At 69.0% G+C, this 25,432-nt stretch carries 23 protein-coding genes and 1 pseudogene; 14 read left to right on the top strand and 10 right to left on the bottom strand.

Going from position 1 to position 25,432, the window contains the following annotated elements; genetic code table 11:
- Positions 1 to 300 precede the first annotated feature (300 nt).
- Positions 301 to 462: pseudogene (locus AB0C82_RS32595) on the top strand (aldo/keto reductase); the annotation flags it as partial.
- Between the two features lie 93 nt (positions 463 to 555).
- Positions 556 to 1,254 carry a flavodoxin gene (locus AB0C82_RS32590; protein ID WP_362849317.1) on the top strand — a complete coding sequence of 233 codons (699 nt, stop codon included), beginning with the start codon at positions 556 to 558 and terminating at the stop codon, positions 1,252 to 1,254.
- A gap of 264 nt (positions 1,255 to 1,518) precedes the next feature.
- Here AB0C82_RS32590 and AB0C82_RS32585 read toward each other — a convergent pair whose 3' ends face one another.
- Positions 1,519 to 2,814 (bottom strand): N-acetylmuramoyl-L-alanine amidase, encoded by a 1,296-nt coding sequence (locus AB0C82_RS32585; RefSeq protein ID WP_362849314.1) that lies wholly within the window; start codon positions 2,812 to 2,814, stop codon positions 1,519 to 1,521.
- 288 nt (positions 2,815 to 3,102) lie between these two features.
- Positions 3,103 to 3,912 carry a helix-turn-helix domain-containing protein gene (locus AB0C82_RS32580; RefSeq protein WP_362849311.1) on the bottom strand — a complete coding sequence of 270 codons (810 nt, stop codon included), beginning with the start codon at positions 3,910 to 3,912 and terminating at the stop codon, positions 3,103 to 3,105.
- Between the two features lie 359 nt (positions 3,913 to 4,271).
- Here AB0C82_RS32580 and AB0C82_RS32575 point away from each other — a divergent pair, with 359 nt between their 5' ends.
- From AB0C82_RS32575 to AB0C82_RS32545, 7 genes are all read left to right on the top strand, one after another.
- Positions 4,272 to 4,682: a peptidoglycan-binding domain-containing protein gene (locus tag AB0C82_RS32575; protein WP_362849308.1), complete on the top strand. Its 411-nt coding sequence runs from the start codon at positions 4,272 to 4,274 to the stop codon at positions 4,680 to 4,682.
- Positions 4,683 to 5,417: 735 nt separating this feature from the next.
- Positions 5,418 to 6,185 (top strand): GntR family transcriptional regulator, encoded by a 768-nt coding sequence (locus AB0C82_RS32570; RefSeq protein ID WP_362849305.1) that lies wholly within the window; start codon positions 5,418 to 5,420, stop codon positions 6,183 to 6,185.
- A gap of 66 nt (positions 6,186 to 6,251) precedes the next feature.
- Entirely contained in the window at positions 6,252 to 6,479 is a 228-nt protein-coding gene (locus AB0C82_RS32565; RefSeq protein ID WP_125741086.1) for a ferredoxin family protein, read from the top strand.
- A gap of 14 nt (positions 6,480 to 6,493) precedes the next feature.
- Positions 6,494 to 7,846: an ABC transporter substrate-binding protein gene (locus AB0C82_RS32560; protein ID WP_362849302.1), complete on the top strand. Its 1,353-nt coding sequence runs from the start codon at positions 6,494 to 6,496 to the stop codon at positions 7,844 to 7,846.
- Positions 7,843 to 8,736: an ABC transporter permease gene (locus AB0C82_RS32555; RefSeq protein WP_362849300.1), complete on the top strand. Its 894-nt coding sequence runs from the start codon at positions 7,843 to 7,845 to the stop codon at positions 8,734 to 8,736. The genes AB0C82_RS32560 and AB0C82_RS32555 overlap by 4 nt, the downstream gene beginning before the upstream one ends.
- Complete coding sequence (locus AB0C82_RS32550) at positions 8,733 to 9,488, top strand: ABC transporter ATP-binding protein (protein ID WP_362849297.1); 756 nt, start codon at positions 8,733 to 8,735, stop codon at positions 9,486 to 9,488. The genes AB0C82_RS32555 and AB0C82_RS32550 overlap by 4 nt, the downstream gene beginning before the upstream one ends.
- Before the next feature lie 36 nt (positions 9,489 to 9,524).
- A complete protein-coding gene (locus AB0C82_RS32545; protein WP_362849490.1) occupies positions 9,525 to 12,245 on the top strand; it encodes a fumarate reductase/succinate dehydrogenase flavoprotein subunit in 2,721 nt (906 codons plus the stop codon).
- Between the two features lie 861 nt (positions 12,246 to 13,106).
- Here the strand turns inward: AB0C82_RS32545 and AB0C82_RS32540 are convergent.
- Entirely contained in the window at positions 13,107 to 13,274 is a 168-nt protein-coding gene (locus tag AB0C82_RS32540) for a hypothetical protein (protein ID WP_362849295.1), read from the bottom strand.
- A gap of 163 nt (positions 13,275 to 13,437) precedes the next feature.
- Complete coding sequence (locus tag AB0C82_RS32535) at positions 13,438 to 15,954, bottom strand: tetratricopeptide repeat protein (RefSeq protein ID WP_362849292.1); 2,517 nt, start codon at positions 15,952 to 15,954, stop codon at positions 13,438 to 13,440.
- Between the two features lie 300 nt (positions 15,955 to 16,254).
- On the opposite strand from AB0C82_RS32535, the gene AB0C82_RS32530 reads away from it, so the two are divergent.
- Entirely contained in the window at positions 16,255 to 17,211 is a 957-nt protein-coding gene (locus tag AB0C82_RS32530; RefSeq protein WP_362849290.1) for a helix-turn-helix domain-containing protein, read from the top strand.
- Between the two features lie 108 nt (positions 17,212 to 17,319).
- Positions 17,320 to 18,318, top strand: a complete 999-nt coding sequence (gene gap, locus AB0C82_RS32525) for a type I glyceraldehyde-3-phosphate dehydrogenase (protein WP_362849288.1) — start codon at positions 17,320 to 17,322, stop codon at positions 18,316 to 18,318.
- A gap of 390 nt (positions 18,319 to 18,708) precedes the next feature.
- Here gap and AB0C82_RS32520 read toward each other — a convergent pair whose 3' ends face one another.
- From AB0C82_RS32520 to AB0C82_RS32505, 4 genes are all read right to left on the bottom strand, one after another.
- The gene (locus AB0C82_RS32520; protein WP_362849286.1) at positions 18,709 to 19,488 is read right to left on the bottom strand and encodes a hypothetical protein; all 780 of its coding nucleotides are present in this window, start codon (positions 19,486 to 19,488) and stop codon (positions 18,709 to 18,711) included.
- A gap of 428 nt (positions 19,489 to 19,916) precedes the next feature.
- Entirely contained in the window at positions 19,917 to 20,267 is a 351-nt protein-coding gene (locus AB0C82_RS32515) for a hypothetical protein (protein ID WP_362849285.1), read from the bottom strand.
- 976 nt (positions 20,268 to 21,243) lie between these two features.
- The gene (locus tag AB0C82_RS32510) at positions 21,244 to 21,624 is read right to left on the bottom strand and encodes a hypothetical protein (protein ID WP_362849282.1); all 381 of its coding nucleotides are present in this window, start codon (positions 21,622 to 21,624) and stop codon (positions 21,244 to 21,246) included.
- Positions 21,621 to 22,208, bottom strand: coding sequence for a TetR/AcrR family transcriptional regulator (locus AB0C82_RS32505; RefSeq protein ID WP_362849280.1), 588 nt, complete (start codon positions 22,206 to 22,208; stop codon positions 21,621 to 21,623). Before AB0C82_RS32505 ends, AB0C82_RS32510 begins: the two co-directional genes overlap by 4 nt.
- Positions 22,209 to 22,503: 295 nt before the next feature.
- On the opposite strand from AB0C82_RS32505, the gene AB0C82_RS32500 reads away from it, so the two are divergent.
- On the top strand, positions 22,504 to 22,815 hold the full coding sequence (locus AB0C82_RS32500) for a hypothetical protein (protein ID WP_362849277.1): 312 nt from the start codon (positions 22,504 to 22,506) through the stop codon (positions 22,813 to 22,815).
- Between the two features lie 31 nt (positions 22,816 to 22,846).
- Positions 22,847 to 23,131 carry a hypothetical protein gene (locus AB0C82_RS32495; RefSeq protein ID WP_362849275.1) on the top strand — a complete coding sequence of 95 codons (285 nt, stop codon included), beginning with the start codon at positions 22,847 to 22,849 and terminating at the stop codon, positions 23,129 to 23,131.
- Positions 23,132 to 23,286: 155 nt separating this feature from the next.
- Here AB0C82_RS32495 and AB0C82_RS32490 read toward each other — a convergent pair whose 3' ends face one another.
- Both AB0C82_RS32490 and AB0C82_RS32485 read right to left on the bottom strand, forming a co-directional pair.
- On the bottom strand, positions 23,287 to 23,736 hold the full coding sequence (locus tag AB0C82_RS32490; protein ID WP_362849487.1) for a carboxymuconolactone decarboxylase family protein: 450 nt from the start codon (positions 23,734 to 23,736) through the stop codon (positions 23,287 to 23,289).
- Between the two features lie 316 nt (positions 23,737 to 24,052).
- Positions 24,053 to 24,508, bottom strand: coding sequence for a VOC family protein (locus tag AB0C82_RS32485; RefSeq protein ID WP_362849273.1), 456 nt, complete (start codon positions 24,506 to 24,508; stop codon positions 24,053 to 24,055).
- Positions 24,509 to 24,707: 199 nt separating this feature from the next.
- Between AB0C82_RS32485 and AB0C82_RS32480 the strand changes: the two genes are divergently transcribed.
- On the top strand, positions 24,708 to 25,292 hold the full coding sequence (locus AB0C82_RS32480; RefSeq protein ID WP_362849270.1) for a DinB family protein: 585 nt from the start codon (positions 24,708 to 24,710) through the stop codon (positions 25,290 to 25,292).
- Positions 25,293 to 25,432 lie beyond the last annotated feature (140 nt).

The raw sequence follows: 25,432 nt of genomic DNA, 5'->3' as shown, positions 1-25,432 counted from the left end.
GTGCCCAATCGGCGATATCCGATAGGGGCTGCGGCGGTTGCGACGAAGGCGAGGAAGTTCCCCGGCAGGCCGGCAGTGGATTGATCTTGCCGTGGCTGATGTGATCACGGCTTTCGAGCCGTCTCACATAGGCGCGTCCACCAGGCTGAGTGAGTCCCCGCCATTCGGTCCGCAACGACTGCCTGGCCTCGGCGAATTCAGGTGCCAAGGCCACCGTCGGCACCACGACCATCGCCCACGGCAGCTACTACCCGAGCACTGTTCGGAACACATGCTCAGCCGAATGCCGCCCGCATGTGACGTGCCGAGCGCATGACCGAGAACTTCGATGTCTTCGACTTCCAGCTCACCGGCGAGCAGATGGCCCGGATCACCACCCTCGACACCGGCAACTCCCTGTTCTTCGACCACCACGACCCCGAGATCGTCACCTGGCTCGCGCAACGCCGCCTGGAGGGCTGACCCGCGCCCGCCGCAAGCAGCGAGCAGATGGTTTGGCCTGGAGCGTGAGTGCCGCTCGCCCCGTTCACTTCCCCACACCTGCGAAGGGCCCCTATGAACGAGCAGGACCGCATGACAGCCCGGCGCCGTACGATTCTGCGCGCCGCGCTGCTGACCGGAGTCACCGCCATGGCGGCGCCGCCCCTTACCAGTTGCTCAGCCGCAAACGATCAGCCGGCACCCGACCGGCCGAAGACATCAGCCGGCCCGGCCACGAGCGGCAGGGCACGAGGCAAGGTACTGCTTGCGTTCTTCTCCCGGCCCGGCGAGAACTACTACGGCGGCCGCACCGATCTGAAGGTCGGCAACACCGAGGTCATGGCCCGCAAGATCCGTGACCTCATCAGCTGCGACGTATACAAGATCGCGCCCACCGATCCCTATCCGGACGGCTACGACGCCACCGTCAAGCGCAACGTCCGCGAACAGGAAGCCGATGCCCGCCCCGCCATCAGGGGCTCACTGCCGGATCTGGACCCCTACGACACCGTGCTGCTGGGCAGCCCCATCTGGAACGTCCGCGCGCCCATGATCATGACGACACTCACAGAGCAGCTCGACTTCTCAGGTAAGACCGTCATCCCCTTCACCACCCACGCCATGAGCGGCCTGGGCACCACCGCACGCGATTACGCAGCCTCCTGCCGCGGCGCAAACTTTGCCGACGGTCTGGCGGTCCAGGGCGAAGAAGTCGCCCAGGCCGACAGCGCCATCAAGGACTGGCTGGAACGCGTTGGCCTCACTGGCTCCTGACATATCAGCTCGACCTCAGCGGGGCTTCGGGGCGCCGTGGGCGGCGAAGCTGGTGCCGGACGTTGTGTGCACTACGGATGACGCGGAGCGTGTCCACGTAGGGATCACGCCGGCCGTGAACCGGCGCTCCACAGTCTTGAGGACGTTCGAGGGTCTGGGGGGCGTAGCCGGTCGTGGGGTCGCTGACGGCCCGCCAGGCGCACCGTGAGTGGCCCCGATGGAATGACCGGCGGCGCCAATGACCGGGCGCCGCCGGCGCAAGGACTACAGCCCTGCCTGCACGTCCTGGTCGACCGGGACCTCCTCGAACTGCGTGGCGGGTGCGTCGCTCGGCACGACCCCGTCCGCCGTGAGGGTCACCGGGGGCAGGGACGCGTCCTCCGGCACGACAAGCTCTTCTTCCAGCCCTGCCTGGCCCCTCAGGCCACGGAAGTTCTCCTCCACCACACCGCCGAGCGCGGCACACCAGGTGCTCAGGTCCACCCGACCGGTGACCCGGAGCCCGTGCAGGGCCTGCAGCTTGGCGACCGCGACCCAGGTCGCCCGGTCGAAGGTGCCGGTCGCCTGCACGGCGTACAGCTTGTTCGCGAGGATCGACTGGACGCCCAGTACCGCAGAACCGGTGGCACCCATGCCGATCTCCGGGGCGAGCGCCTCCCACGTCGGCCCGGTCATCGTGCCGTCCGAGGCGGTGGGGAAGCCGTGCTCCGTCTGGAAGGCGCGCACCGCTGCCAGCGTGGCCGGGCCGAAGGCACCGTCCGCAACGAGGTTGAATCCCTGGGTGTTCAGCAGGTGCTGCAGCGTACGCACCGTGGCGCCCGCGCAGGAGGTGAACGTGTCGGGCCAGGTTCGGGCCGGGATGGTGCTCGGGTCCTGGCCGAGGCGCTTGGCGACGAGCAGGCGCAGCAGCGGGAAGGTGGAGTAGAACTTGGCGCCGGGACACTGGGTGTTGTTCCAGTCCCAGTGTCCGGTGATGTTCTGGGCGCCGAAGCCGTACTGGGTGCAGATGGTGGTGGAGAGCTTGACCAGCGACCACCACAGCTTCCCGGTGGGCAGCTCGTCGATGTAGGTGCCCTCGTTCTCGATACCGATCGACTGGGTGTTCTGCCCGACGGCGTGCGCGCTGACGATCTGGTAGCCGCCGTCATCGAGCGCGTCCAGGCTGCCGTGGCGGCCTTCCAGCACATAGCCGCCGCGGCTGATGCTGAAGTGGTTCCCGGTGTCCGACCAGCCGTTCTTGTCCATGTGTATGTACTGGACCCGCTCGGCGCAGGCGATGGCCGCCTCCATCGAGAAGTCCGTAGTGTTCGGGAAGGCCATGTGGTGCACCACGATCCGCCGGGTGGAGCCCGTACGGGTCGACAGTGCGTCGGCGGGCGGCCGGGCACCCCATTCGTCGCAGCTCATGATGTACGCGGTGTCCGACGGGTCGGCCGGGGCGGTGGCCGAGGCACCGCTCGCACCGGTCAGCTGGCCGGCCCCCAGACCCACGACGGCGGCCGCACCGGCTCCGGCCCGCAGGGCATTGCGCCGGGATATGTACACGGGCTCGAAGGACATGAGGTGTTCCTCTCCAGAAACTGTCCGAGGTCTCGCGCCGCTGCGCCACGCTGCTCCGTGTACGCCGGCAGGAAGCCTTCCTTCTAACCCGTAGACGACTCCAATGTCCATAGCACTGCGGCTAGTTGACCATCTGTGTGACCCGAGGAGACTTGCCGAACTCGGTGAGTGGACGCCCCGACTGCAGGAGAGTTCGGCGTGGAGGAGCGCGCCGCGGCAGGAAGTACGGCCGGGGAGTTCGTGTGGATACGGGAGGTTGCCCGCCGGCGGCGAAGCGACACGCCTCCGCTACCCCTCCCGGGCGAGTCCTGCGGCATTGGCGTGGAGGAGCGCCGCACCGAGCGGGGTGAGCGTGTGCAGCACCGTGTTGGCCGCCCGCCGGCTGCAGATCAGTCCGGCGTCACGCAGCGCGGAGGTGTGTTGTGTCGCCGCCGAAGCGGAGATTCCCACAGCTCGGGCGAGTTCACCGGTGGTCGCCCCGGCTGCGGCGGCATGAAGGATCGCGGCGCGGCTGCGTCCGACGACTCCTGCCAGCGCCGAGGCCGCGGCCGGCGGCAGGGGCTGTTCACAGCCTGGCACCCCGCCAAGGACCGAATAGACGATGACAGGCGGCAACGCGGGATCGGCGATGGGGACGGGCGATCCCCAGCAGAAATACGAGGGCATGAGCAGCAGCCCGCGGCCCGCCAGGTGCAGATCGCGGTCACCGCCATATGCGTCCACGTGCAGCACCGGCGGTTCCCAGCGCATGGCCGGCCGCAGGCTCCGGAGAAGACCGTCGACGCCGCCGACGAGCAGGGCACGGACCCGCAGACACCGGTCGGCTTCCAGACTTGCCTGGATGCGATCGGAATGGGGCGCGATGACGGCGTCGTAATAGGCACGCATCACCTGCACCAGCTCCGCACGGGCTTCCGAGTCGGTGAGACGTTGCGTCCACGCGGGAGCTCCACTCACCCGACCCAGTGCGTGCATCTCTCGGGTGACCTGAGGGGCGGGCGTCGACATGATGGCATCCGCGCCGGCGTCCCATCCGCCGCACCCCGCGACCGGCGTGAGGAAGTCCGGGAAGTACGCCGCCCGCGGGAAGAGCGGCAACAGAACTCCTCGTAGGGCGTTGTCCAGTCGCTGTTCGCGGAGACGGCTCCGGGCGGTGCGGTGCCATTCGGCATAGGCCCAGCGGCCACGCCGGGTCTGGAAGCGGTGAAGGCTGGAAGCGATCTCCCAGAAGGGATCCGCCCCGGACGCCACTCGCGTGCGCGCAAGATCAACATCGGTGAAATGAATGCGGAGCACGCAATTCCCCCCGTTTGACGTGCGTCTTTCACTTATGGCTTCACATGATTGTTGCCGCCGATCGCGGCTGACAAGCTCTGCGCACCGCAAACACGACCCAGCCGCAGCAGTGTCAGCGGCCTATGACGGCAATCCACCCAAATCCCAGCAAGGAGTTCCCTGTGCGTAAGCCTTTGAATGCACTGCTCGCGACCCTCATGGTGGTGAGCGGTGGCGGTTTGATCGCGCTCTCCTCGGCCACCTCCGCCGCGGCGGCCGCCCCGAGGTGCAACTGGAGCGCCTCGTACTATGGGGCCTGGGTGCCCAACTACGGTACGACCAGCGTCAATGTCGACTGCTCACTGGTCCAGGGCGTCAACAGCGTCGGGGTCGGCACGCTGCAGGAGACCCTCAACATGTGTTACGGCGAAAGCCTGGTGGTGGACCGGGACTTCGGACCTGGAACGCGAGCTGCGCTGATCCGCGCCCAGCAGAGGGCCGGCACCACCGCGGACGGCGAGTACGGCCCGCTCACCCGCAAGGCCCTCAAGCACAAGCCGACGAGCGGCACCACGTGCGTCCGCGTCCCATAGATCGGTGAAGTAGATCGGTGAAGTACGGGCCGTTGCTCTGATAGTTGGTGGTCGTGTCCCGTAGCTCCGGCGGTGGCTGCGTTCGGTCGTACACCAGGAGAGCTGTGGACGACGTGTCGCAAGCGATCATGGGACGTGCGGGTTGAACAGTTTCACGCGGGGCGCTCTTCCCGCCGTACGCGCGTGATGACAGGGCCTCTCGGTAGCTCGGGGATGCGAATCTCACCGAGCGGTGCCGGGAGGCCCTGGTGTCGTTTCCGTGCGCGTCCTGCCTTGGCGTCCTTGCTCACAGGGGAGCCCGCGGGTCAGCGGGTGAGGGTGTGGGTGTGGGCGCAGCCCTGGAGCAGCCTGAGCCACTGGGGTAGGCGCTTGGGTTGCGCCGGGGCGCTCGACATCAGACGAGAACATCGCGGGTTCCCTCGGGTAGAGAGTCACCCCTGTCACACAGAGCTGACAGGCTGTCGGGTAGGCCTCTGCGGCGCGGCCTGGAAGTTCCGAATCACCGTGACCGGTTCCGGCCGGTCAGGGTAGAGGCCGACGACCGCATCGGCGCCGTGCAGTGACGAGGCCGCCGGCCGCATCGTGGGCACACGGCGTCCACGTTGTGGGCGCCAGGGTGGCGGATCTCGCCGCTCTGCCGGTGAAGCCGCAGGTCAGATGGGTGCGCACGAGGCGTCAGGTGGCGCAATACGGCGGCAACACCACCGGAGCGGTTCTCCTTGTACGTTCCGTGCCATGCCAGCCGAACCCGCCCCCGCAGCCCGCCCGATCGCCGCCGCGCGCCGACGGCGGCTGCGTGCCGACCGGGCACGGCAGCTCGCCGACCTGCTGCGGCACCAGATCCTGGCCGGCAACTTCCGCGGCGGGGTCCTGCCCCTGGAGGACGTCATCGCCGACGACTACCGGGCCAGCCGCAACACCGTCCGGCAGGCGCTGGACCTGCTGCGCGGCGAGCAGCTCATCAACCGGCAGCCCGGCGTCGGCACCGTGGTCGTCTGCGAGAAGTACCCGCACGGACTGGACCGCCTCCAGGGCCTGGCCGAAACCCTGCACGAGCACGGCAGGGTCACCAACGAGGTCCGCACCGTCGGGCCGGTCACGGCACCCGGCCCGGTGGCCCACCGGCTGGCCCTGCCCGAGCACACCGACGTTCTGTGTATCGAGCGACTGCGCCGCCTGAACGGACTGCCGCTCTCCCTGGACCTCTCCTACCTGCCGATGGACGTGGGCGGTGAACTGCTCGGCTGCGACCTGGAGAACACGGATGTGTTCCGGCTCCTGGAGTCGCTGACCGGCGGCCCACTGGGTCATGCCGAGATCACCCTGGAGGCCGTCAACGCCGACGCGCACTCCGCCACGGTGCTCGAGGCCCCGCGCGGAGCCGCCGTACTGATGCTGGAGCGGCTGACCTGTCTGCCCGACGGGCGGCCGGTGGATCTGGAGTTCATCCGGTTCCGCGGTGACCGCATCACCATGAGCGGCGTGCTGCACCGCTCCGTCTGATCTCTGACAACTCCCCCGCCCTTTCCTTCCCTCTTCCCGGCCCTGTCCGGCCTCTTGGAGACAACCATGCCTCTCGTCCCGCAGCGCGCCGACGTGCCCGTGACCATCGACGAGTCCAAGTGCATCGACGGATGCACGCTCTGCGTCGACATGTGTCCGCTCGATTCGCTCGCGATCCGCGAGGACAACGGCAAGGCGTACATGCACGTGGACGAGTGCTGGTACTGCGGCCCGTGCGCGGCCCGGTGCCCCACGGGCGCGGTCACCGTGAACATGCCCTACCTCCTCCGGTGAAAGGCCGAACTCCCATGCCCGGTAAGACAAGACACTTCCTCCCGCTCCTCCCGGTTGCCCTGCTGCTCCCCCTGGCCACCGCTTGCGGCGGCACGGCCGGCGCCGACGGCAACGCCGACGCGAAGACGGTCACGGTGACCGTCGGATACCAGTCCAAGACCATCAACACCGTCACCGCCGGCACCCTGCTGCGCTCCCTGCGCTACTTCGAGGAGGAGCTCGCGGCCCGCGGGAAGAAGGACGGCACCACCTACAAGGTCGAGTGGCAGGACTACGCGACGGGCGCCCCGATCACCGCCCAGATGACCGCCGGGAAAATCGACATCGGCTCGATGGGCGACTTCCCGCTGCTGATCAACGCGGCCCGTGGCAAGCAGCTCAAGCAGCCGACCCGGCTGGTCGCGATCACCGGCTACAACCTTGCCGGCGGCCTGAACACGGTGGTCACCGCACCCGGTTCACCTCTGCGCTCACTGGCCGACCTACGCGGCAAGAAGGTGTCCACCAGCATCGGTTCGGCCGCCGACGGCACTCTGGTCCGGGCCCTCCAGCGGGCAGGCATCGACCCGGAAAAGGGCATTCAGAAGCTCAACCAGCAACCCAGCGTGGGCGCCTCGGCCCTGCAGGCGGGCAGCGCCGACGCACTCTCGCAGTTCGTCGCCTGGCCCGGCAAGATGGCCTTCGAGGGCCGGGCCACCGCTCTGTACGACGGGGCCGAACTGAACCTGCCGACCTTCCACGGGGTCACGGTCCGGGAGAAGTTCGCCAAGGAGCGGGCCGGGGTCCTCGACGACTTCCTGAGGGCTCAGCGACGGGCCACCGACTACCTGCGCGCTCGGCCGGTCGCCGCCGCCGAGTCCGTGGCCGAGAAGACCGGGCTGCCTGCCGAGGTGGTCTACCTCTACAACGGCGCCAACGGCATCGCCACCTTCGACCCGGAGCTCCGCCCGGAGCTGATCGCAGCGCTGAAGGAGGATGTGCCGGTACTGAAGGCGGCCAAGCTGGTGGGCGACGTCGACGTGGACGCCTTCGTCGACCCGGTTCCGCTGAAGCGGGCCGTAAAGGCCGCCGCCTATCCGAAGGCGGGCACCGCCAAGCCCGAACTGTGGCTGCGGGGTTCGGCAACCACCCGCACCTTCGACAGCCCCAAGGAGCTGCTGAAGGCCGCCAAGGCCGCCGACGTGCGGGCAGCGTACGTGCCGGACGCACTGACCGGCACCCTCTGGTTCGCCGACAAGGCGGTGTGGGTCGCGGACGGCACCGACCTGCGTGCCTTCGTCACCCCGGCCGGTGCGAAGAGGTACGTCGACGGTCACACCGGGGCCCGGATCATCCGCTACGCGGACGCAGTGGGTCTGGCGTCATGAGCGCCGGCCGCTGGCTGCTGCGTGCCGCCTCGCTGGCCGCAGCCCTCGGGCTGTGGCAGCTGCTGACCTCCATGGACGTCAATCTGTGGCTGCGGTTCGAGCAGTTCCCCACGGTCGGCGAAGTGGCCTCCGCCTTCGCCGACCGGGTCGACACCGCTCCGTACTGGCAGGACCTGGGGCACAGCCTGCGCAGGATCGTGGTGGGGTTTCTCCTGGCCGCGGTGGCGGGAGTGGCGGTCGGAACGGCCATCGCCCGGTCCCGGTGGGCCGCCGACCTGCTGGGCCCGCTGCTAGAGGTGGTACGGCCGGTGCCGGCCATCGCTCTGGTTCCCGTCGCCATCCTGCTGCTGCCCACCAACGAGCAGGGCATCGTGTTCATCACCTTCACCGCCGCGTTCTTCCCGGTGGTGGTGTCGACCCGGCACGCGGTCCGGGCGCTCACCCCGGTCTGGGAAGAGGCGGTGCTCACCATGGGCGGCGGCCGGCTGCGGGTGCTGTTCTCGGTGGTGCTGCCGGGCGCCTTGCCGGGCATCTTCGGGGGCCTGTCGGTGGGCATCGGCGTCTCGTGGATCTGCGTGATCTCCGCGGAGATGATCTCCGGCGAGTACGGGGTCGGTTACCGCACGTGGCAGGACTACACGATCATCGACTACCCGGCCGTGTTCGTCGGCATGGTCACCATCGGCGCCCTCGGATGGCTCACCTCCACCGCGGTGGAGGTGCTGGGCCGTCGCGCCACTTCCTGGCTGCCCCGCGCGGCCGCGCGGGGAGCCGCCGGCGCACCGCGTACGGCGCCGCGCAGGACCGGCCGCACCCGTGCGGACGCCACCACCCCCTCCGCCCGCGCGGCGGACCGTACCAGCGTTCCCCGGAAGGAGCCGGTCCCATGAGCACCGCCACCCTGCCGGCGGCAGCCACGCCGACCGGCGCCGAACTCGCCCTGCACAACGTACGGCTGGGCCACGCGGACGGCGTTGCCGTCCCCGGCACGGTCGCCCTGCGGATCGCACCAGGGGAATCGCTTGCCGTGGTCGGGCCCTCCGGCTGCGGGAAGTCCACCCTGCTGCGCACCCTCGCCGGGCTGCTGCCCCCCTTGGACGGGCGGGTCACCCAGGACGGCGAACCGATCGGAAAGCCCGCGGCCGACCGGGCGCTGGTCTTCCAGCACGACGCCCTTCTGCCCTGGCGGACCGTACGCGCCAACGTGGAACTGCCCCTGGCGATCCGCCGGGTGCCCCGGGCGGATCGACGCAGGTCAGCGGCCGACTGGCTGGAGCGGGTCGGTCTGGCCGAGCACGCACACAAACTGCCGCACCAGCTGTCCGGCGGACAGCGGCAGCGCGTCCAGCTGGCCCGCGCCCTGGCAGGCCGGCCCCGCGCGGTCCTGATGGACGAGCCCTTCGGCGCACTCGACGCGCACACCCGCGCCGAGATGCAGGACCTGCTGGTGGACATCCTGCGAGGCACCGGCGCCACCGTCGTCTTCGTCACCCACGATGTGGACGAGGCCATCCACCTCGGCGACCGCGTCGTCCTGCTGGGCTCCGGCCAGGTGCTGGACGTGCCGCACCCGCGTCAGCGCGCCGCACAGCACGACCCCGGCACCGCTGAACTGCGCCGCCGCATCCTCGAATCCCTCTGAAAGGCACCCCCCGTGGACCCCCTGGTGGACACCCCCATGGCCATCCCCGCCCTCGCCGACGCGACCGAACTGTCCTGCGACGTCCTGGTCATCGGCGGCGGCACCGCCGGCACCATGGCCGCGCTCACCGCCGCCGGACGCGGCGCGCAGGTGCTGCTGCTGGAGAAGGCGCACGTGCGGCACTCCGGCGCGCTCGCCATGGGCATGGACGGGGTCAACAACGCGATCATCCCGGGCCGGGCCGAACCCGACGACTACGTCGCCGAGATCACCCGCGCCAACGACGGCATCGTCGACCAGTCCACCGTCCGGCAGACCGCGACGCGCGGCTTCACGATGGTCCAGCGCCTGGAGTCGTACGGGGTGAAGTTCGAGAAGGACGAGCACGGCGAGTACGCCGTCCGCCAGGTACACCGGTCCGGCTCGTACGTGCTGCCGATGCCGGAGGGCAAGGACGTCAAGAAGGTTCTCTACCGGCAGCTGCGGCGGCGCGAGATGCGGGAGCGGATCCGGATCGAGAACCGGGTCATGCCGGTCCGGGTGCTCACCCACCCGGACGACGGCCGGGCCATCGGCGCGGCCGGGTTCGACACCCGCACCGGGGCGTTCGTCACCGTCCGGGCGGGCGCGGTGATCCTGGCGACAGGAGCCTGCGGCAGGCTCGGGCTGCCCGCCTCCGGATACCTGTACGGGACGTACGAGAACCCGACGAACGCGGGCGACGGCTACGCCATGGCCTACCACGCCGGGGCGGCGCTCACCGGGATCGAGTGCTTCCAGATCAACCCGTTGATCAAGGACTACAACGGGCCTGCTTGCGCGTACGTCGCGAACCCGTTCGGCGGTTACCAGGTGAACCGGCACGGCGAGCGGTTCGTGGAGTCGGACTACTGGTCGGGGCAGATGATGGCCGAGTTCGCGGCCGAACTCACCTCCGACCGCGCCCCGGTGTATCTCAAGCTCAGTCATCTGCCGGAGGAGACCATCGCCTCCGTCGAATCGATCCTGCACACGACGGAGCGCCCCACTCGGGGCACGTTCCACGAGGGCCGCGGCCACGACTACCGCACCCACGACATCGAGATGCACATCTCGGAGATCGGGCTCTGCGGCGGGCACTCCGCCTCCGGGGTCCGGGTGGACGCGCACGCCCGCACCACCGTGCCCCGGCTGTACGCGGCCGGCGACCTCGCCTGCGTACCGCACAACTACATGATCGGCGCCTTCGTCTTCGGCGACCTGGCCGGCGAGGACGCCGCACGCTACCGGGCGTACGAGGGCGAGCTGCCCCGGGACCAGCTGGCCGCCGCCCACGACCTCGTCTACCGGCCGCTGCGCAACCCGGACGGGCCGCCGCAGCCGCAGGTGGAGTACAAGCTGCGGCGGTTCGTCAACGACTACGTGGCCCCGCCGAAGACCGGCGCGAAGCTGTCCCTCGCGGTGGAGGCGTTCACCCGGATGTCGCAGGAGATCGCCGGGATGGGGGCGCGCACGCCGCATGAGCTGATGCGGTGCGCGGAGGTCACCTTCATCCGGGACTGCGCGGAGATGGCCGCCCGGGCCTCGCTGGCCAGGACCGAGTCACGGTGGGGCCTGTACCACGAGAGGCTGGACCACCCGGGGCGGGACGACGCGGGCTGGCTGCACCACCTCGACCTGCGCAAGTCCGCTGCCGGGGCGATGGAGTTCACCGCTCGGCCGGTCGAGCCGTACGTGGTCCCGGTGCCGGAGTTCACCCCGACGCCGGGGCCGGAGCGGTGGCTGGGCGAGGTCGCGCTGGTGCCGGTGGCCACGGCCGGCGCGCGGGGCGCCGCCCCGGCCGCCCGCCCGGCAGCCGCCTCGACGGCTCAGGTCGCGGCCGATGCCGCGGAGGTCTCCGCGCCCAGCCCCTCACTCCTGCGCCTGCTCTCCCTCACCGAGGATTCTCCCGACCTCGTGGCGCTTCGCCCCTACCTCGCGGATGCCGACCCGGCGGTACGCGCAGCCGCCGTGGCCGCCCTCGGCGAGACGGTGCCGGCAGGCGCCGGGCCCGCGCTCGCCGAGCGCCTGCGGGACAGCGCACCGCAGGTCCGGGCCGCCGCCGCAGCCACCTTGCGTGAGTTGGTCGAAGTACTGCCCGCCGAGGCCGATCTGGGATCCGGACTGCGGGAGGCACTGGGCGTTGCCGATCCGGCCGTCCGGGCCGCCGCGCTCGACGTGCTGCGCGCCTTGCGGCTGGGCGACGCCGAGGTGTACGCCGCCGCTCTCGCCGACAGGGACATCGAGGTCCGCATCACGGCCGTGCGGGCCCTGGTGTCGGTGGACGCGGTCGCGGAACTGGCGGTGGCCACCGCCGACCCGGCCCGCGAGGTCCGGGTCGCGGTGGCCCGGGGCCTCGCGGCTGTGCACGCTCCGGCACCGGCACCGCTCGACCCGCTGCTGGATGACGCCGACTCACTCGTCCGGGGCGCCGCGCTCGCGGCGCTGGCCGCCACGGGCTGCCCTCCCCGCTACGCCGCCCTGGCCGCGGCCGCCCTCGACGCTCCCGCCTGGCAGGTCCGAGCCGGCGCCGCGAGCGCCCTCCGGGCGGCGCCGCCCGCCCAGGCCGTCCCCGCTCTCGCCAAGGCCTTGACCGACCCCAACGCGGATGTCCGCAAGGCCGCCGTCCTCTCCCTGCTCCCCCACCACGCCGACGCTGAGGCCCGCGCCGCCCTCGCGACGGCAACCACCGATCCCGACGCCGACATCCGCGCCTACGCATCCCGCGGAGCCTCCTGACAACGGCGGCTCGTCACCACGGCAGTTCCCGACCATGGCGGCTCCGACGGGCGCCCTCCGGAGCATGGGCTTGGGCCGGGCACCCCGTGCCGTGCGGCTGAGGGGACGGCCGGCGTCGCAAAAACCGCGCCCGGCAGTCTTGTGGCGGGCGCGGTCTCGGCCACAGCCTCGTACCGGCAACGCCCCTCGTATGCGATCCGGACAGGGCACCAAGGTCAGTCAGCTCCCTAAGCCTTTCCGCCACCCTGATCTGCTACAAGCGGCTCGCCGAACTCACCACGTGAGATGACGCCTTAGGACTCGGGGTCGACAGAAGTGCGCTTGAAGAGACATTCGTAGGGATAGGGGTCGCCCCCACCCGCGTGGACAGTCCCATCCATCTGCAACTCTCCATGCTCCAAGAAGAATCCCAGAATCTGGATGTCGTTGTAATTCTTGAATCTGAGTACCAGATAGGGCGGCAGGCCAGGATCTTTGTTGACGCCATGCCATTTCCCGCCGGATGAACGGCGCGTCACCTGCGAGTCCGGCCCGGGGCCCTCCCACTCGACTGGAAAGTCCTTGCTCGAAAAGGTGTAATCGTCACGTAGACGAACTATCGGCGATCCACATTTCCGCTCCCCGTCCCATCGGCCGACCAATTCGGAATGAGTTACGGCCTTTGGAGTGACGACGGGTTTGCCTGCCCCGCATGAGGACGGAGCGAATGCCGTCACGGTGGCAGCCGCAAGGCTTGCACTGATGCGAATTATGTCGGATTTCATGCTATCTACTTCCGGCCGTATCTTGGATGGCGCCCAGTATGCCGGTCGATGATCTGGTTGAGACGGCCTGACGGCGTCTCTGGCCGTGGACCCGGGCTCAGTCGTCGGTGAAGCCCCGGAAGCGCAGCTCTGCCGGGCGGCCCTCGGGGCTGTGGATGATCGTGCAGCAGCCGGAAGCGCGACCGAGTGGAGGAAAGCAGCCGTCACCGGCCCGCTTCAGGGCCTGCTCGACAACATCCCGCCCGGACCGGGTACTCCCGGGCACGCGACGCACGGTCCACCACCGCCTCGGCCAGCTTCTTCCAGGCCTTGATCGCGGCGCTGCGTAACCCAGGTAGCGCACCCCGACGCCGGCCATCCGCCGGGGCAGGGTCTTGAGGGTGGACAGGCGCGTACACAGTGCAGCGATGAACGCACCGGTTCGCCCCTCAAGTTCTGGAGAGCAGCTCCCGCACCTCCGCGCTTTGCGGGGCATCGAGTCCGGTGTAAAGCATCAGAGCCGTATCGAGATGGTGCCTTGCCTCTGCGCGGCTCCCACGGGCTAGTTCGAGTCTTCCCAGCTCCAGCTGAACCCGCGCGGCACCGGAACGGTCGCCTATGTCCTCGTAGATCCTCCGGGCCCGCTCGAATCTACTGATGGCGGACGTCTGCCGGCCCTCGGCCGCGTCGAGCACGCCCAGCTCCAGCTCCGCCCATACTTCGCCCCGGCGGTTGCCCATACCGGCGTACATCTCCTGCGCGGCCTGCGCGTGCGAGCGTGCCGTGGTGAGCTGCCCCATCGACCGGTGCAGGGTGCCGAGCTCGATGCGGGCATCCGCGACGTTCCTCGGGCTGCCGAGGTCTTCGAACTCATGCCAAGCCGCTTCGAGCAGGGAGCCGGCCTCGGCGTACTGCCCGAGGGTCCTCTGCACGATCCCCATCTCGCGACGCGCCCAGGCGCAGCCGTTGCGGTCCGAGGCGCCGGAATTGATGTCCAGGGCCTCGGAGAACCGTGCCAGGGCGCGGTGCTCGTCTCCGGTGAGCCGGTCGATGGTTCCGAGTTCGATGAGGATCCATGCCCTGTTGCGATGGTTCTCCATCCCGGCGAAGATCGCATACGCCTGCCTGAAGCACGTACGGGCTGTCCGGTAGTCGCCGGCCGCCCTGCTGATCAGTCCCAGGACACCCAGTCCGTTGGCCTCGCCACGCCGGTCGGAGGTGGCTCGGTAGAGGTCGATCGCCTGCTGCGTGGCCTCGTGCGCGGGCGCATATTTGGCCAAGTGATAGAGGATGACGCCGAGTTCGCTCGCACAGTAGGCCTGGTTGTGCGGCACACTCGACCCGAGGTCGGCGAAGATGCTCATCGCGGTGCGGGAGTGCTCCTCGGCCGAGCTGTACCGGCCCGAAACCCTGTGCAGGGTTCCCAACTGTGCGCGGCAGTGCGCCTGACCGGCCAGGTCCCCCGAGGCGAGTGCGATCTGCAGCGCCGCCTCGTTCATCTCATCTGCCTGCACCAGGTTTCTCCGGATACGCATGAAATAGGCGAGCCCGGCCGTCAGCCACCAGCTCTCGGGCCAGGAGCACTCGATGGCCAGTCGCGCCACCGACCGCACATCATCGAAGTGGTGGTCCAGCCACTCCAGGGCCTGTTGCTCAGTCATCGGTACGAGCGGCCCCGCATGGACGCTGTCGGGCACAGGCAGCACCATCGGCGCCGAGATGAAGGTGTTCGCCCGCTTCAGCAAGCACGCCATCAGCTCGAACAGTCTCCTTCGGGCCTGCGCGGACGCCTCGTCGGTGTGCACCGTGTCCTCCGGCTGGGCCAGTAGCCGCATCACATCGTGGAACCCGTAACCGTGCCGGCCAGATCTCATGAGCAGGCCCCGGTGATGGAGCACGGTGAGAGCGCGAGTGGCGTCCCCGAGGCTGAGGCTCGCCAGGGCCGACGCGATCTCGGCCGTCACATACGGCCCCGGGTGGAGCGCGGCGCGTCGGAAAGCCAGACGGTGTGACGGCTCGAGATCCTGGATCGTCGCCAGCATCGGTTCGAGCCCGACACCGGGAAGGTGGCACCCTCCGGATCCGGTCTGCACGCTTGCCGGTATCTGCTCGGCGACGATCCGGTCCGCAAGGTGCCTGACTGTGAGTGGTAGCCGGTACGTGGCAACCAGTGCGTCGATCACCGTGTCGTCGACGGTTCGCGAGCCCCGTCGAAGGATGGTGTGGAGGACGGAGCGCGCGGCTTCCTCAGTCAGAGCGTCGAGCGCTATGTGCACGTCCGCATCGATGCCAGGAATCATGTGCCGACTGGTGAGCAGGACGAGGGAGTGAGGTGACCGGGGAAGCACATCCAGCACCTGGGTGGCTTGGTCGACGTCGTCGAGCACGAGCAGGAACGGCTTGCCTCCCACGGCGGACTGCCATTGCCCGGTCATTCCGGCCGGGCCCGCGGGTGCACGTACATCGCCGACCGCGACCAGGAGCGCGGCCAGAGCGTCCAGCGGGGCGAGACGGCCGGCCGATTCGGCGTGGCTGCGGTAGCCGACGAAGAGCTGCCCCGCCGGGTACCGCTCGGCGAGCAGGTGCGCGGCCTGGACGGCCAGCTCCGTCTTACCGCTCCCCGACCGGCCCGTGATGATGCAGACACGGGGACGGGAGCCGCGTCCGGGCGGCCTCGCATCAAGGAGTCGACGCAGTTCCCGTTCACGCCCCGCGAACACCGCGGCACCAGGGGGGAGGGTGCAGGGAGGGCTCTGCGCGGAAGGGCCGACGGCACCTCCACCGCTGCTGGGCACCAGGGCGGCACCGACAGAGGCCAGGGAGATCAGCGCCACGAGCGCGCCGAAGAGCCACCAACTCCACTCTGACGTGACCAGGTTGGTCACCGCACCCACGGCGGCACCGAGGACAGGGCCCGACGAGAGGAGCAGCGCTTCACGCCGCCTATGCATGAGGATGCCGGCCATCGCCCCCATTTCTTCGCCTGCTTCCGCTGAGCAGACTGAGTATGCCCACGGAGGCGGTGACGCACTCTCAGCGCATCCCGTCGAGACCGCTGCGGCCCGCCGGCCGTCCGTGGTGGCAGCTCCCCACGGTCGGCCCGAGTGTGCGCCGGGGGTTGGCCGGCAGACGTGAGCCGTGACGTCATTCGGGTATCCGGCCACGGATGGTGGAACCGGGCGATGTCCACGCTGATATCGACACCGATCCCGGCGGACCTGCGCGGCTGTGCGGGCTGGGCCGCACCCCCACGTACCCTCTTCCCCGTGCCGTCCTCACCCCTGCATCACGTCGCCGTCCTCGTCCTCGAAGGTGCGAAGCCGCTGGATGTCGGTATTCCCGCGCAGGTGTTCACGACCCGCGCGAGCATGCCGTACGAGGTGCGGGTGTGCGGCGCGACACCCGGTCTCGTGGCCGGCGGCGACGGCCTGTCGTACTACGTCGCCCACGGCATCGAGGCGCTGGCATGGGCTGACATCGTCTTCGTTCCCGGCTACCGGTCCCCCGACCGTGACGATCCGCCGCAGGCCGTCATCGATGCGCTGATCGCCGCCCACGCGCGGGGCGCGCGGCTCGCGGCCATCTCCACGGGCGCCTTCGCGCTCGCTGCCACGGGCCTGCTCGACGGCAAGCGCGCAACGACCCACTGGCACTACACGCGGGCACTCGCGGCAAAACGTCCACTCGTTCAGGTCGACTCGAATGTTCTGTTCGTCGACGAAGGCAGCGTGCTGACGTCCGCCGGCGCCGCTTCCGGCATCGACCTGTGCCTGCACATTCTGCGCGGCGATCTGGGGGTGTCCGCGTCGAACCACGCGGCGCGGCGTCTGGTGGCGGCCCCCTACCGCAGCGGCGGTCAGGCGCAGTACGTGCCGCGCAGCGTGCCCGAGTCGCTCGGCGAGCGCTTCGCCGCCACCCGGGAGTGGGCGCTGCACCGGCTCGGCGAGCCTCTCACCCTTGCGGTGCTCGCCCGTCATGCGGCGGTGTCGCCGCGAACATTTTCGCGGCGCTTCGTCGAAGACACGGGGTACACGCCGATGCAGTGGGTCATGCGCGCCCGCATCGACATGGCCCGTGAGCTGCTCGAACGTTCGCAGCTGAGCATCGAGCAGATCGCCGCCGACGTGGGCCTGGGCACCGGTGCGAATCTCCGGCTGCACTTCCAGCGCATCCTGGACACCACGCCGAGCGAGTACCGGCGCACCTTCACCCAGGGGCAGTAGCCCGTCGCCACCAGCTTGGCGCGATCCTTGCGGACCGTGGCGATCACGCCGCTGTCACCGGTGGATGCCGCGCGAGAACCTGGTGGCGAACCCGAAGGGACACCATTCATGACTCGCATCGCCATCAACGGATTCGGCCGCATCGGACGCAACGTGCTGCGCGCGCTGCTCGAACGCGAGAGCGACCTGGAGGTCGTCGCCGTCAACGACCTCACGGAGCCCGCCACCCTCGCGCGGCTGCTCGCCTATGACACGACTTCGGGCCGGCTCGGCCGCCCGGTGACTGTCGAGGGAGACGTTCTCGTCGTCGACGGCCGGCGCATCACCGTGCTCGCCGAGCGCGAACCGGCGAAGCTGCCGTGGGCAGATCTCGGCATCGACATCGTGCTTGAGGCGACCGGCCGCTTCACGTCTGCCACAGCCGCCCGCGCCCACATCGACGCGGGTGCGAAGAAGGTGCTCATCAGCGCGCCGGCGGACGGTGCCGATGTCACGCTCGCGTTCGGGGTCAACACCGACTCGTACGACCCGGCCGCGCACACGATCGTCTCGAACGCCTCATGCACGACCAACGCGCTTGCCCCGCTGGCCAAGGTGCTCGACGATCTCGCCGGCATCGAGCACGCCTTCATGACGACGGTGCACGCCTACACGCAGGAGCAGAACCTGCAGGACGGTCCGCACCGCGACGCCCGCCGCGCCCGCGCCGCCGCTGTGAACATCGTGCCGACCACGACGGGCGCCGCCAAGGCGATCGGCCTCGTGCTGCCGAACCTCGACGGCAAGCTGTCGGGCGACTCGATCCGCGTACCGGTTCCTGTGGGATCGATCGTCGAACTCAACGCGACTGTCACTCGCGACGTGACGCGCGAGGACGTGCTGGCGGCGTACCTCGCGGCGGCACAGGGGCCTCTCGCAGGCGTACTCGAATACTCCGACGACCCGCTCGTGTCGTCCGACATCACGGGCAATCCGGCCTCGTCGATCTTCGACTCGGCTCTCACCCGCGTCGACGGCCGCCACGTGAAGGTGGTCGCCTGGTACGACAACGAGTGGGGTTTCTCGAACCGCGTGATCGATACGCTTGAACTCCTCGCCACGAGCTGACCGGAACCCGGGACGGCCGCCTGCCGAGGCGGCGCGGGTAAGCAACGCGGTATGACCGCCAGTGAGCGCTGTAGTTGGCCGGCCGGGCCGACCACAGCGCTCAGCCAGTTCCCTCCTGGCAAGGTCGGACGCTGGTACGCGATCCGAAACCGGACCCCAGGGATCTGAAGCCTCCGGCCGCCGCCGCGACCTCGCAGCCCGCCGCACCCGCAGCTGCCAAGGACTCCACAGTTTCGACGGCCCTGCGGCAGGCCCACCCCGGTGCGGGGCAGCTGGGTCCGCCGGCCAGTCGTCTCCGGTCACCACGCCGTCAGGTGGTGAGTCCCGCGTCGCGGGCCACCAGCCGACCGTTACGCCTATGTGGTGGGAGGCCGGCTGCGCGCACGTCGCCTATCGCACGGCGACGTAGTCCCCGGTCGACGACTTCGCCCCGGAGGTGGAGTTCCCGTAGTACGTCCACCGCCACGTCCCCGGCCCGGTGGCCGTCACCGTGGTCCTGAGCGCCCCCGTACTGCTCGACGTCACCTTCTTGAGCGTCGTGTACGAGGAGGCGCCCGCCGCCTTGAACTGCAGGCTCACCGTGCGGCCCGCGTACCCCTGGTACGTGTGGGTGTCCCAGTTCGCCCGCGTGACGAGCCCTGTCACCGTGATTGTCTTCCCTGTCGCAACCGGCTCAGGCGAGGCGTTGACAGTGACACGTGTGGCCCGCTTGACCTGGAGCGGGAGGTTCTCGTCGTCGGTGTCCCAGGCGTCGCCGGCGAGAAAGACCCGCGCGGCGGTTCCCCAGGTACCGGTGTCATGGTTCCCGAAGTCAAGGTCCCGCGGATCGATGTACAGCCATTGCTCGAAGTCGCAGATTCCGTTCGCCTTGTCCACGACCTTGCAGTCGCTGGTGATGATGGCGCTGTGCAGCGTTTCACCCGCGTCGCGCGTCCCCCGGAAGGGGAACACGGTCGGCCCGGAGTCGTATGTGAGCGTGGTCGTCATCCGGAAGGTCGCATGCACCACGATCTCCTCCTTGACCCCGACCACAATCGGCTTCCCGCCGTTCACTGCGACCCGGGTGAAGGAGACCCCGCCTTCCGCCGCCCCGGCCGGCACCGCCGCCACCCCGGTGAACAGGATCGCCGCGCCACCGGCCACCACCGCTCTCCACAACGTCTTGCCCATCCTTGAGCCCGCCTTTCCCCAGCAGCCTGGGCCGGGCGCGCAGGCGCACCGGCCGGAGGTCCGTCCTCGCGGCTGACTGTGGGACAGGTGAGGGCTATGCGCGGTTGTACGTGGTGCGGCAACGATTTGATCACCAGGGCATCGTCCTGACCACACCGCCTGGGGCCGGTCACCACGAGGTCATGTGGTCCGCCTGGACCGCGACCGTGACACGCGATCGTCTCGGCACCATCTGCGGGCTCGTCGGAGTCGTCGCGCCGACCCCCGATCGTGGCGTGATCGGCTGCGGTCGCGGTCCCCCTACGCCCACTATCAATGTGGACATGCGGGGGGAAAGCGACGCCGCTTCACCGTCGACCGCGCCACCCGATGTCTGCTCCGGCGGTCGCCCCGGCGAGACGACACCCGGCAGGCACACCCGGCACTACTTACGAGGGTGTGATCCCTGTCTGCCGCTGCTCCCGCACACGCCGTCTCATGGCCGCACCGGGGATGGCGACCGCGAGCAGGACCGGGGCCGCGGCGGCGATCCCGAACCAGAGAAAGATGGCCAAGTAGCCCAGGGCAGCGTTCTCCACGTCCGCGTCCGCCTGTGCCAGGAGGACAAGACTCACCACGAACGCGATCACCATCAGGACCGCGATGCTGATGGCGAGCCATACGAGAATGCCCGCCCATCGCCGGTAGCCTACGCTGACCCCCCGGGCTCCTGGTGGCACGTACGCATGGGGCACACCGGAGAGTTGGGCCGGGTGCGGGGCTGGCTGCTGGTCAGACATGGGGCCCAGTTCTACTGTGCGCAGGCCCGAAAATCCACCCTTGCCTGCTCACCGCCTCTCCGCAGGCACTCAAGGGCGTTCCCACCAGCGACTCGGCGTCCATCCGGCCAGGGCGGAGCGCTTGAAGGGCTCGCGTGAGTATCAGACTCAACCGTCGTGGAGCCCACGATCCACACGTCGTGGCTCGGGACGCCACCGGCGGGCGCGACCGACGAGTCCCCACGTCCTGGCGTCCCACGAGCCGGCGCCGAAGGTACGCAGCAGGACAACCAGCAGCACGGCCCCGAGCCGCCAGTCCCATCCCGGCGTGTGCACATACAGCTTGTCGCCACGCGATCTGAACTCCAGCGACATCTGCCCGTTCGCACGCCACCTGATACGCCGGGGGCCGCGCGCGACACCGCCCTCATTGCCGGGAGTGCTGTCAACACGGTGAACACGAGAATCAGCACCTGGAAGGGCAGCAACAGCCACCCTATGCACCACCGGCGGATCCGGCCCTTGAAGCCCACCGCCTCGGAGCCACCGGCCTGCGTCACCCTCCACCGGGTGCGCAGACCCCTACCGCGGAGCGCCTTCTCGCGCACCAGCGTGCCGATGAGCTCGCTGTGCGCGCCGAGCACCTGAAACGTCGCGACACCGCGGGCTGCTGACAGCGTCACCAAGGTGGCCACCCGCTCCTGGCGGTGCTCTCGGCCCACAGGACGAGGGAGCGAGCGCCGCTGCTGCGGGCCGCGAGGTATGGGGGTGTGCCGCCCGGCGGCAGCTCGCGCTCCACGGAGCGTCCAGGCCCGTCATGACTCGCTTGAACGGGAATGCAGGGTCTCCCACGGGCGACTCGCACGGGCCTGGTGATACCGATCCAGAAATCTCCGCAGGCTCGCTCTGCTGCTCCCCACGCATGTCAACGGACACTCAATGGCATGTCCGAACGGCTAGACGCGGCTGCGGACGCGGGAGCTCTCCAGGCGTTCGGCTACGCGGCGCCCGCCGCTGCCAGCACCGCGACCGGCAGGAGCAGGATCCACTGCGGTAGGCGGAGTAGCGGTCTGGGCCAGCCGACGGACAGCGTGACGACCAAGAAGGCTGCGGCGTACGCGAGGAAGTGGGCGGCTACGAACCCCGACACCAGGCCGGTACCCGGCGTACCGTCCCTCAGTGAGAGGTAGAGCAGGGCGAGTCCGGAGAGCACCAGGTCAGCGCTCACCATGTGCCACACGGCATGCAGGACACGCTTGGGTTCGTCCGCGAGTCCGCAGGACAGCAGCGGGCGCACCACATCGCGGTGCCCGCCGGCGATGTGCACTGCGGCTACGCCGAGCGCGGTGCATCCTGCCGCGAGAAGCCAGCCGTTCATCGGACCTCGATTCCGTTGGCCACGACAGCAGCCAGCATTGCGGCCAGGTGCTGACCGGGGTGCTCCCCGACCAGCCCTACGTGGAAGAACACGGCTCCTGCCAACGTGTCCAGGACCAGGTCCACGGGCGTCTCGGCCGCGATCTCCCCGCGCAGCACAGCGCGTTCGAAGACAACCAGCAGCCGTTCTTTCGACGGGGCCAGGAACTCACTGCGGATGCGCGCCTTCAGTTCCGGATCGGCGGCGAAGTCGGCGAGCAGCCCAGGCAGTGCCGCCGCGGCCGCAGGCGCGCGGAACTCGTCGACCAAGCCCTGTACCAACACGGTCAGGTCTCCGGCCAGCGTTCCGGTGTCCGGGGGCGGAGCATCATCGGTGGTCGTGAACACGGCCTCGAAGACCAACTCCGGCTTGCCCGGCCACCGCCGGTAGATCGTGTCTTTGCCGACCCCGGCCCGCGAGGCCACTGCCCCGATCGACGTCGCGGCATAGCCGACCTCGACCACCAGCTCTGTCGTCGCGCCGATGATCGCCTCGTGCGATCGGGGATCCCTAGGACGCCCCCTGGGGGGCGGAGAAGAGCTCATGACACTTACCATACGGGTCGACCCGTAAAGTAAACAAGAGGCCCTGACCGCCCTTCAGAAATGAGGCCGACGCTTCTCCTCAAGGCTGCCGCCCCGGAGAGCCCGACCGAGGGATCGGCCGCAGGTTGACGGCCGGCACGATCGGGCCTCCAGAGCGACCGCGCCCATGGTGGACCCGGCCCACAGCGCCGATCCCGATCCGGTTCCGCGCGCCTCACCAGGGACCCCGCCCCCTCGACGCGATGCCCTGCCCTGGACGAGGCAGAGAACATCCATCATCATTAATGTCATGTCCATGACTTCAAGAAAGAAAGTCGCTCTGGCCGCGACCGGGATCTTCGTCTTTGGCACTGTCGGAACTGCGCAGGCGGCCCCGACAGTGCCGGAGCACGCGGTCATCGTCTGTGACAGTGCGAGTTTCTACGCGAACTATGACAGCGCTTCAGGACCGGTCGGCCTGAAACGGATACTGCTCCGTGGCGACAAGGTCGGGCACACCCGTGGCGCCCACCCGGTCTACAACGGCTGGGCGGCCACCTTCGACTTCGGGCCCAACGACTGGGGCTTCGTCAGGCAGGAGTGCCTCGGAGGTTTTGGATCCTGGTGATCAACCGCCTCGACGAACGAAAGGACCACTCGTGACCCGTACGAGCAGGCTCGCCGCTGTGGCTCTGGCCCTTGCAGCGATCACCGCCATGACTGTCAGCCCCGCCTCCTCGGCGAACGGAACTGTGGGCGAACGCGAAACCGTCTGCGCCCAGGACCTCTTCGTCCGGGTCACCGCCCCGCACGGAGCCTGGATGGGGACCCTGTACCGAGGCCAGACCTTCCTGGTGGAACAGGGCGGCGGAGACTGGGTATATGGCTTCGCCTACGGAAACATCAACCGACGCGGCTGGGTACAGAACGGCTGGTTCTGCTGAGCCCTGTCGGCTGGACTGCTGGCCTCCGGGCTCCTGAACTCGGGTGAGTATCCGGAGGGTGTTCCTGCCTCTCCCTGCCTGTCCACGCCTGTCCCCTGCTTGGCGTCAGGAAGGAAGGCGGGGTCTACGTAGGGTGACGCACGCCCTGACCGGGCTCACCAGGTCTTGCCTGCCTGCTCCCGGACCGTGTGGTTGAGCCGGTTGAAGAAGTTGGTCATCGCGATTTCCAGGGTGATGGCGCCCAGCTGCTCATTGGTGAAGTGGCCGGCAGCGGCGTCCCAGATCTCGTCGGTCACGCCCGGTGCGCCGTCCTGAATCCGGGTCGCCGCCTCGGCCAGGGCAAGAGCCGCCCGCTCCTGCTCGGTGTAGAAGGGCGTCTCGCGCCACGCGACCACGTTGTGCAGCCGCTCGTCCGTCTCACCGGCCTTCTTGGCCGCCTGGATCGTGGCGAAGATGCAGGGGCTGCAGCCATTGATCTGGCTGGCCCGGAGGTGCACCAGGGCCAGCAGGTGCCCGTCCACTCCCCCGGCGTGGACCGCCTTGTAGAGGTGCTGGATTGCAGTGATCACGTCGGGGTCGGCCGGGCTTGTCATGCGTGCTTCCACCATGCGCTGCTCCTTCATCGGTTACCTACGCCCTTCCGGGCCCGTCATCCTCATGACGGAGCAGCGCCGAGGAAGGTAACAGCATGTCCGACAGGCCCGCAACCGCAGGAAGCTCGGTTCCGTTCCCGGGCGGCCGACCGCCGCGTTCGATGCGGTGGATTACCGCGAGCGCGATGCGGTCGAGTGCGGGATCAACCGACTTGAAAGGCCCAGGGCAGTGGCCATGAGGTGCGACGAGCTCGCCGTCCGCTGCTAGGCGACTGTTCTTGTAGCGGCCGTGAACGAGTGGCTGTGACCAGCACCGTCACAGCGGCCCTCAGACGACGTCGAATTCGTTGCCCTCGGGGTCCTGCATGGCGGCGGCGTAGAACCCCATGTCCGGCCCATCCTTGATCCGCAGCACGGTGGCACCAGCCTTGACCAGCCGTTCCACCGCAGCCTTGACCCGCTGTGTGCGGACGTCCAGTGGGACGTCACGGCCCCCACCGACCTTCAGGTCGAAGTGCCACCGGTTCTTGGCGACCTTCGGCTCCGGAACCTGCTGGAACCACACCCTCGGTCCACGACCCGCGGGATCGATGATGGACTCCGGAATATCCCCGGCACCGGCCGGCAACTCCGCCGCGGGCACCACCGCCGCCGACCAGTAAGCACGCCACGTCGCGTGTCCGCCAGGCGGAGGCTCAGGCACGTAGCCCAGGGCCTCGGCCCAGAAAGCCACCATTTTCTGCGGATCGGAGCAGTCGATCGTCAGCTGCACTGTCATCTCCATGCTCGAAGCATCCCAGGCAGGTCTGACAGACGATCCACATGCGCAACAGGTCCTGGGTTCTCAGAGGTTGTCCTACGTGGCAGGTCTCGCGAGCTTCCTGTAGCCGGTCAGGGCGGCGGCCAGCCTCGGCTCTGCCAGTGGTTGCGGACCACTTACGGGATCTTGAGACCACGAGCAGCCCATGGCAGGCTCATGCCGCATGATCGATGAATTCGCGAAGGACAACCTGTACGGAAGACTGCGGCGGGACCGCAAGGCGCTGCTCTGGAAACTCGACGGCTTGTCCGAATACGACGCCCGCCGACCTTTGACAGCGACCGGGACCAACCTCCTCGGCCTGGTCAAACACGTGGCCACCGTCGAGGCCAGGTACTTCGGCGAGGTCTTCGACCGCCCTTCCCCGGAACCGCTGCCCCGGTGGCAGGACTCCAACGGCAGCGATCTGTGGGCGACCGAGGACGAGACCCGCGATCAGATCATCGGGTTCTACCAACGCACGTGGGAACACTCGGACGCGACGATCAACGAGCTTCCCCTCGACGCCCCCGGCCACGTGCCGTGGTGGCCGCAGCCTTACGCCGACACGAACCTGTTCGCCATCATGGTCCATGTCCTCGGCGAGTCCATCCGGCATGCCGGGCACGCCGATATCCTGCGCGAGGGCCTCGACGGCCGGACCGGGCTGCGCGCCGAGCACGAGAAGCAGATCGACGAGGAAGCCCGTGCAGCCCACTGCGCGACGATCGAGCAGGCCGCCAGGTCGGCCGCACCGATCAAGGCTTAAAGGTCCTAACAGAAGCCTCTGATGGTGTGACTGTCGGCTGGGTTGCTCGTTGGACTGTTCGTGGGAAAGAGGGAGTCGCGTCCGTGGATCGTCTCGGACGAACTGTGGTCGCTGGTCGAGCCGTTGTTGCCTGTTCCAGC

The organism is Streptomyces sp. NPDC048560 (assembly GCF_040650955.1).
Classification (GTDB): Bacteria; Actinomycetota; Actinomycetes; order Streptomycetales; family Streptomycetaceae; genus Streptomyces.
Note: the sequence above shows the minus strand (reverse complement) of the source record. Positions and strands in the feature narration are given on the sequence as shown.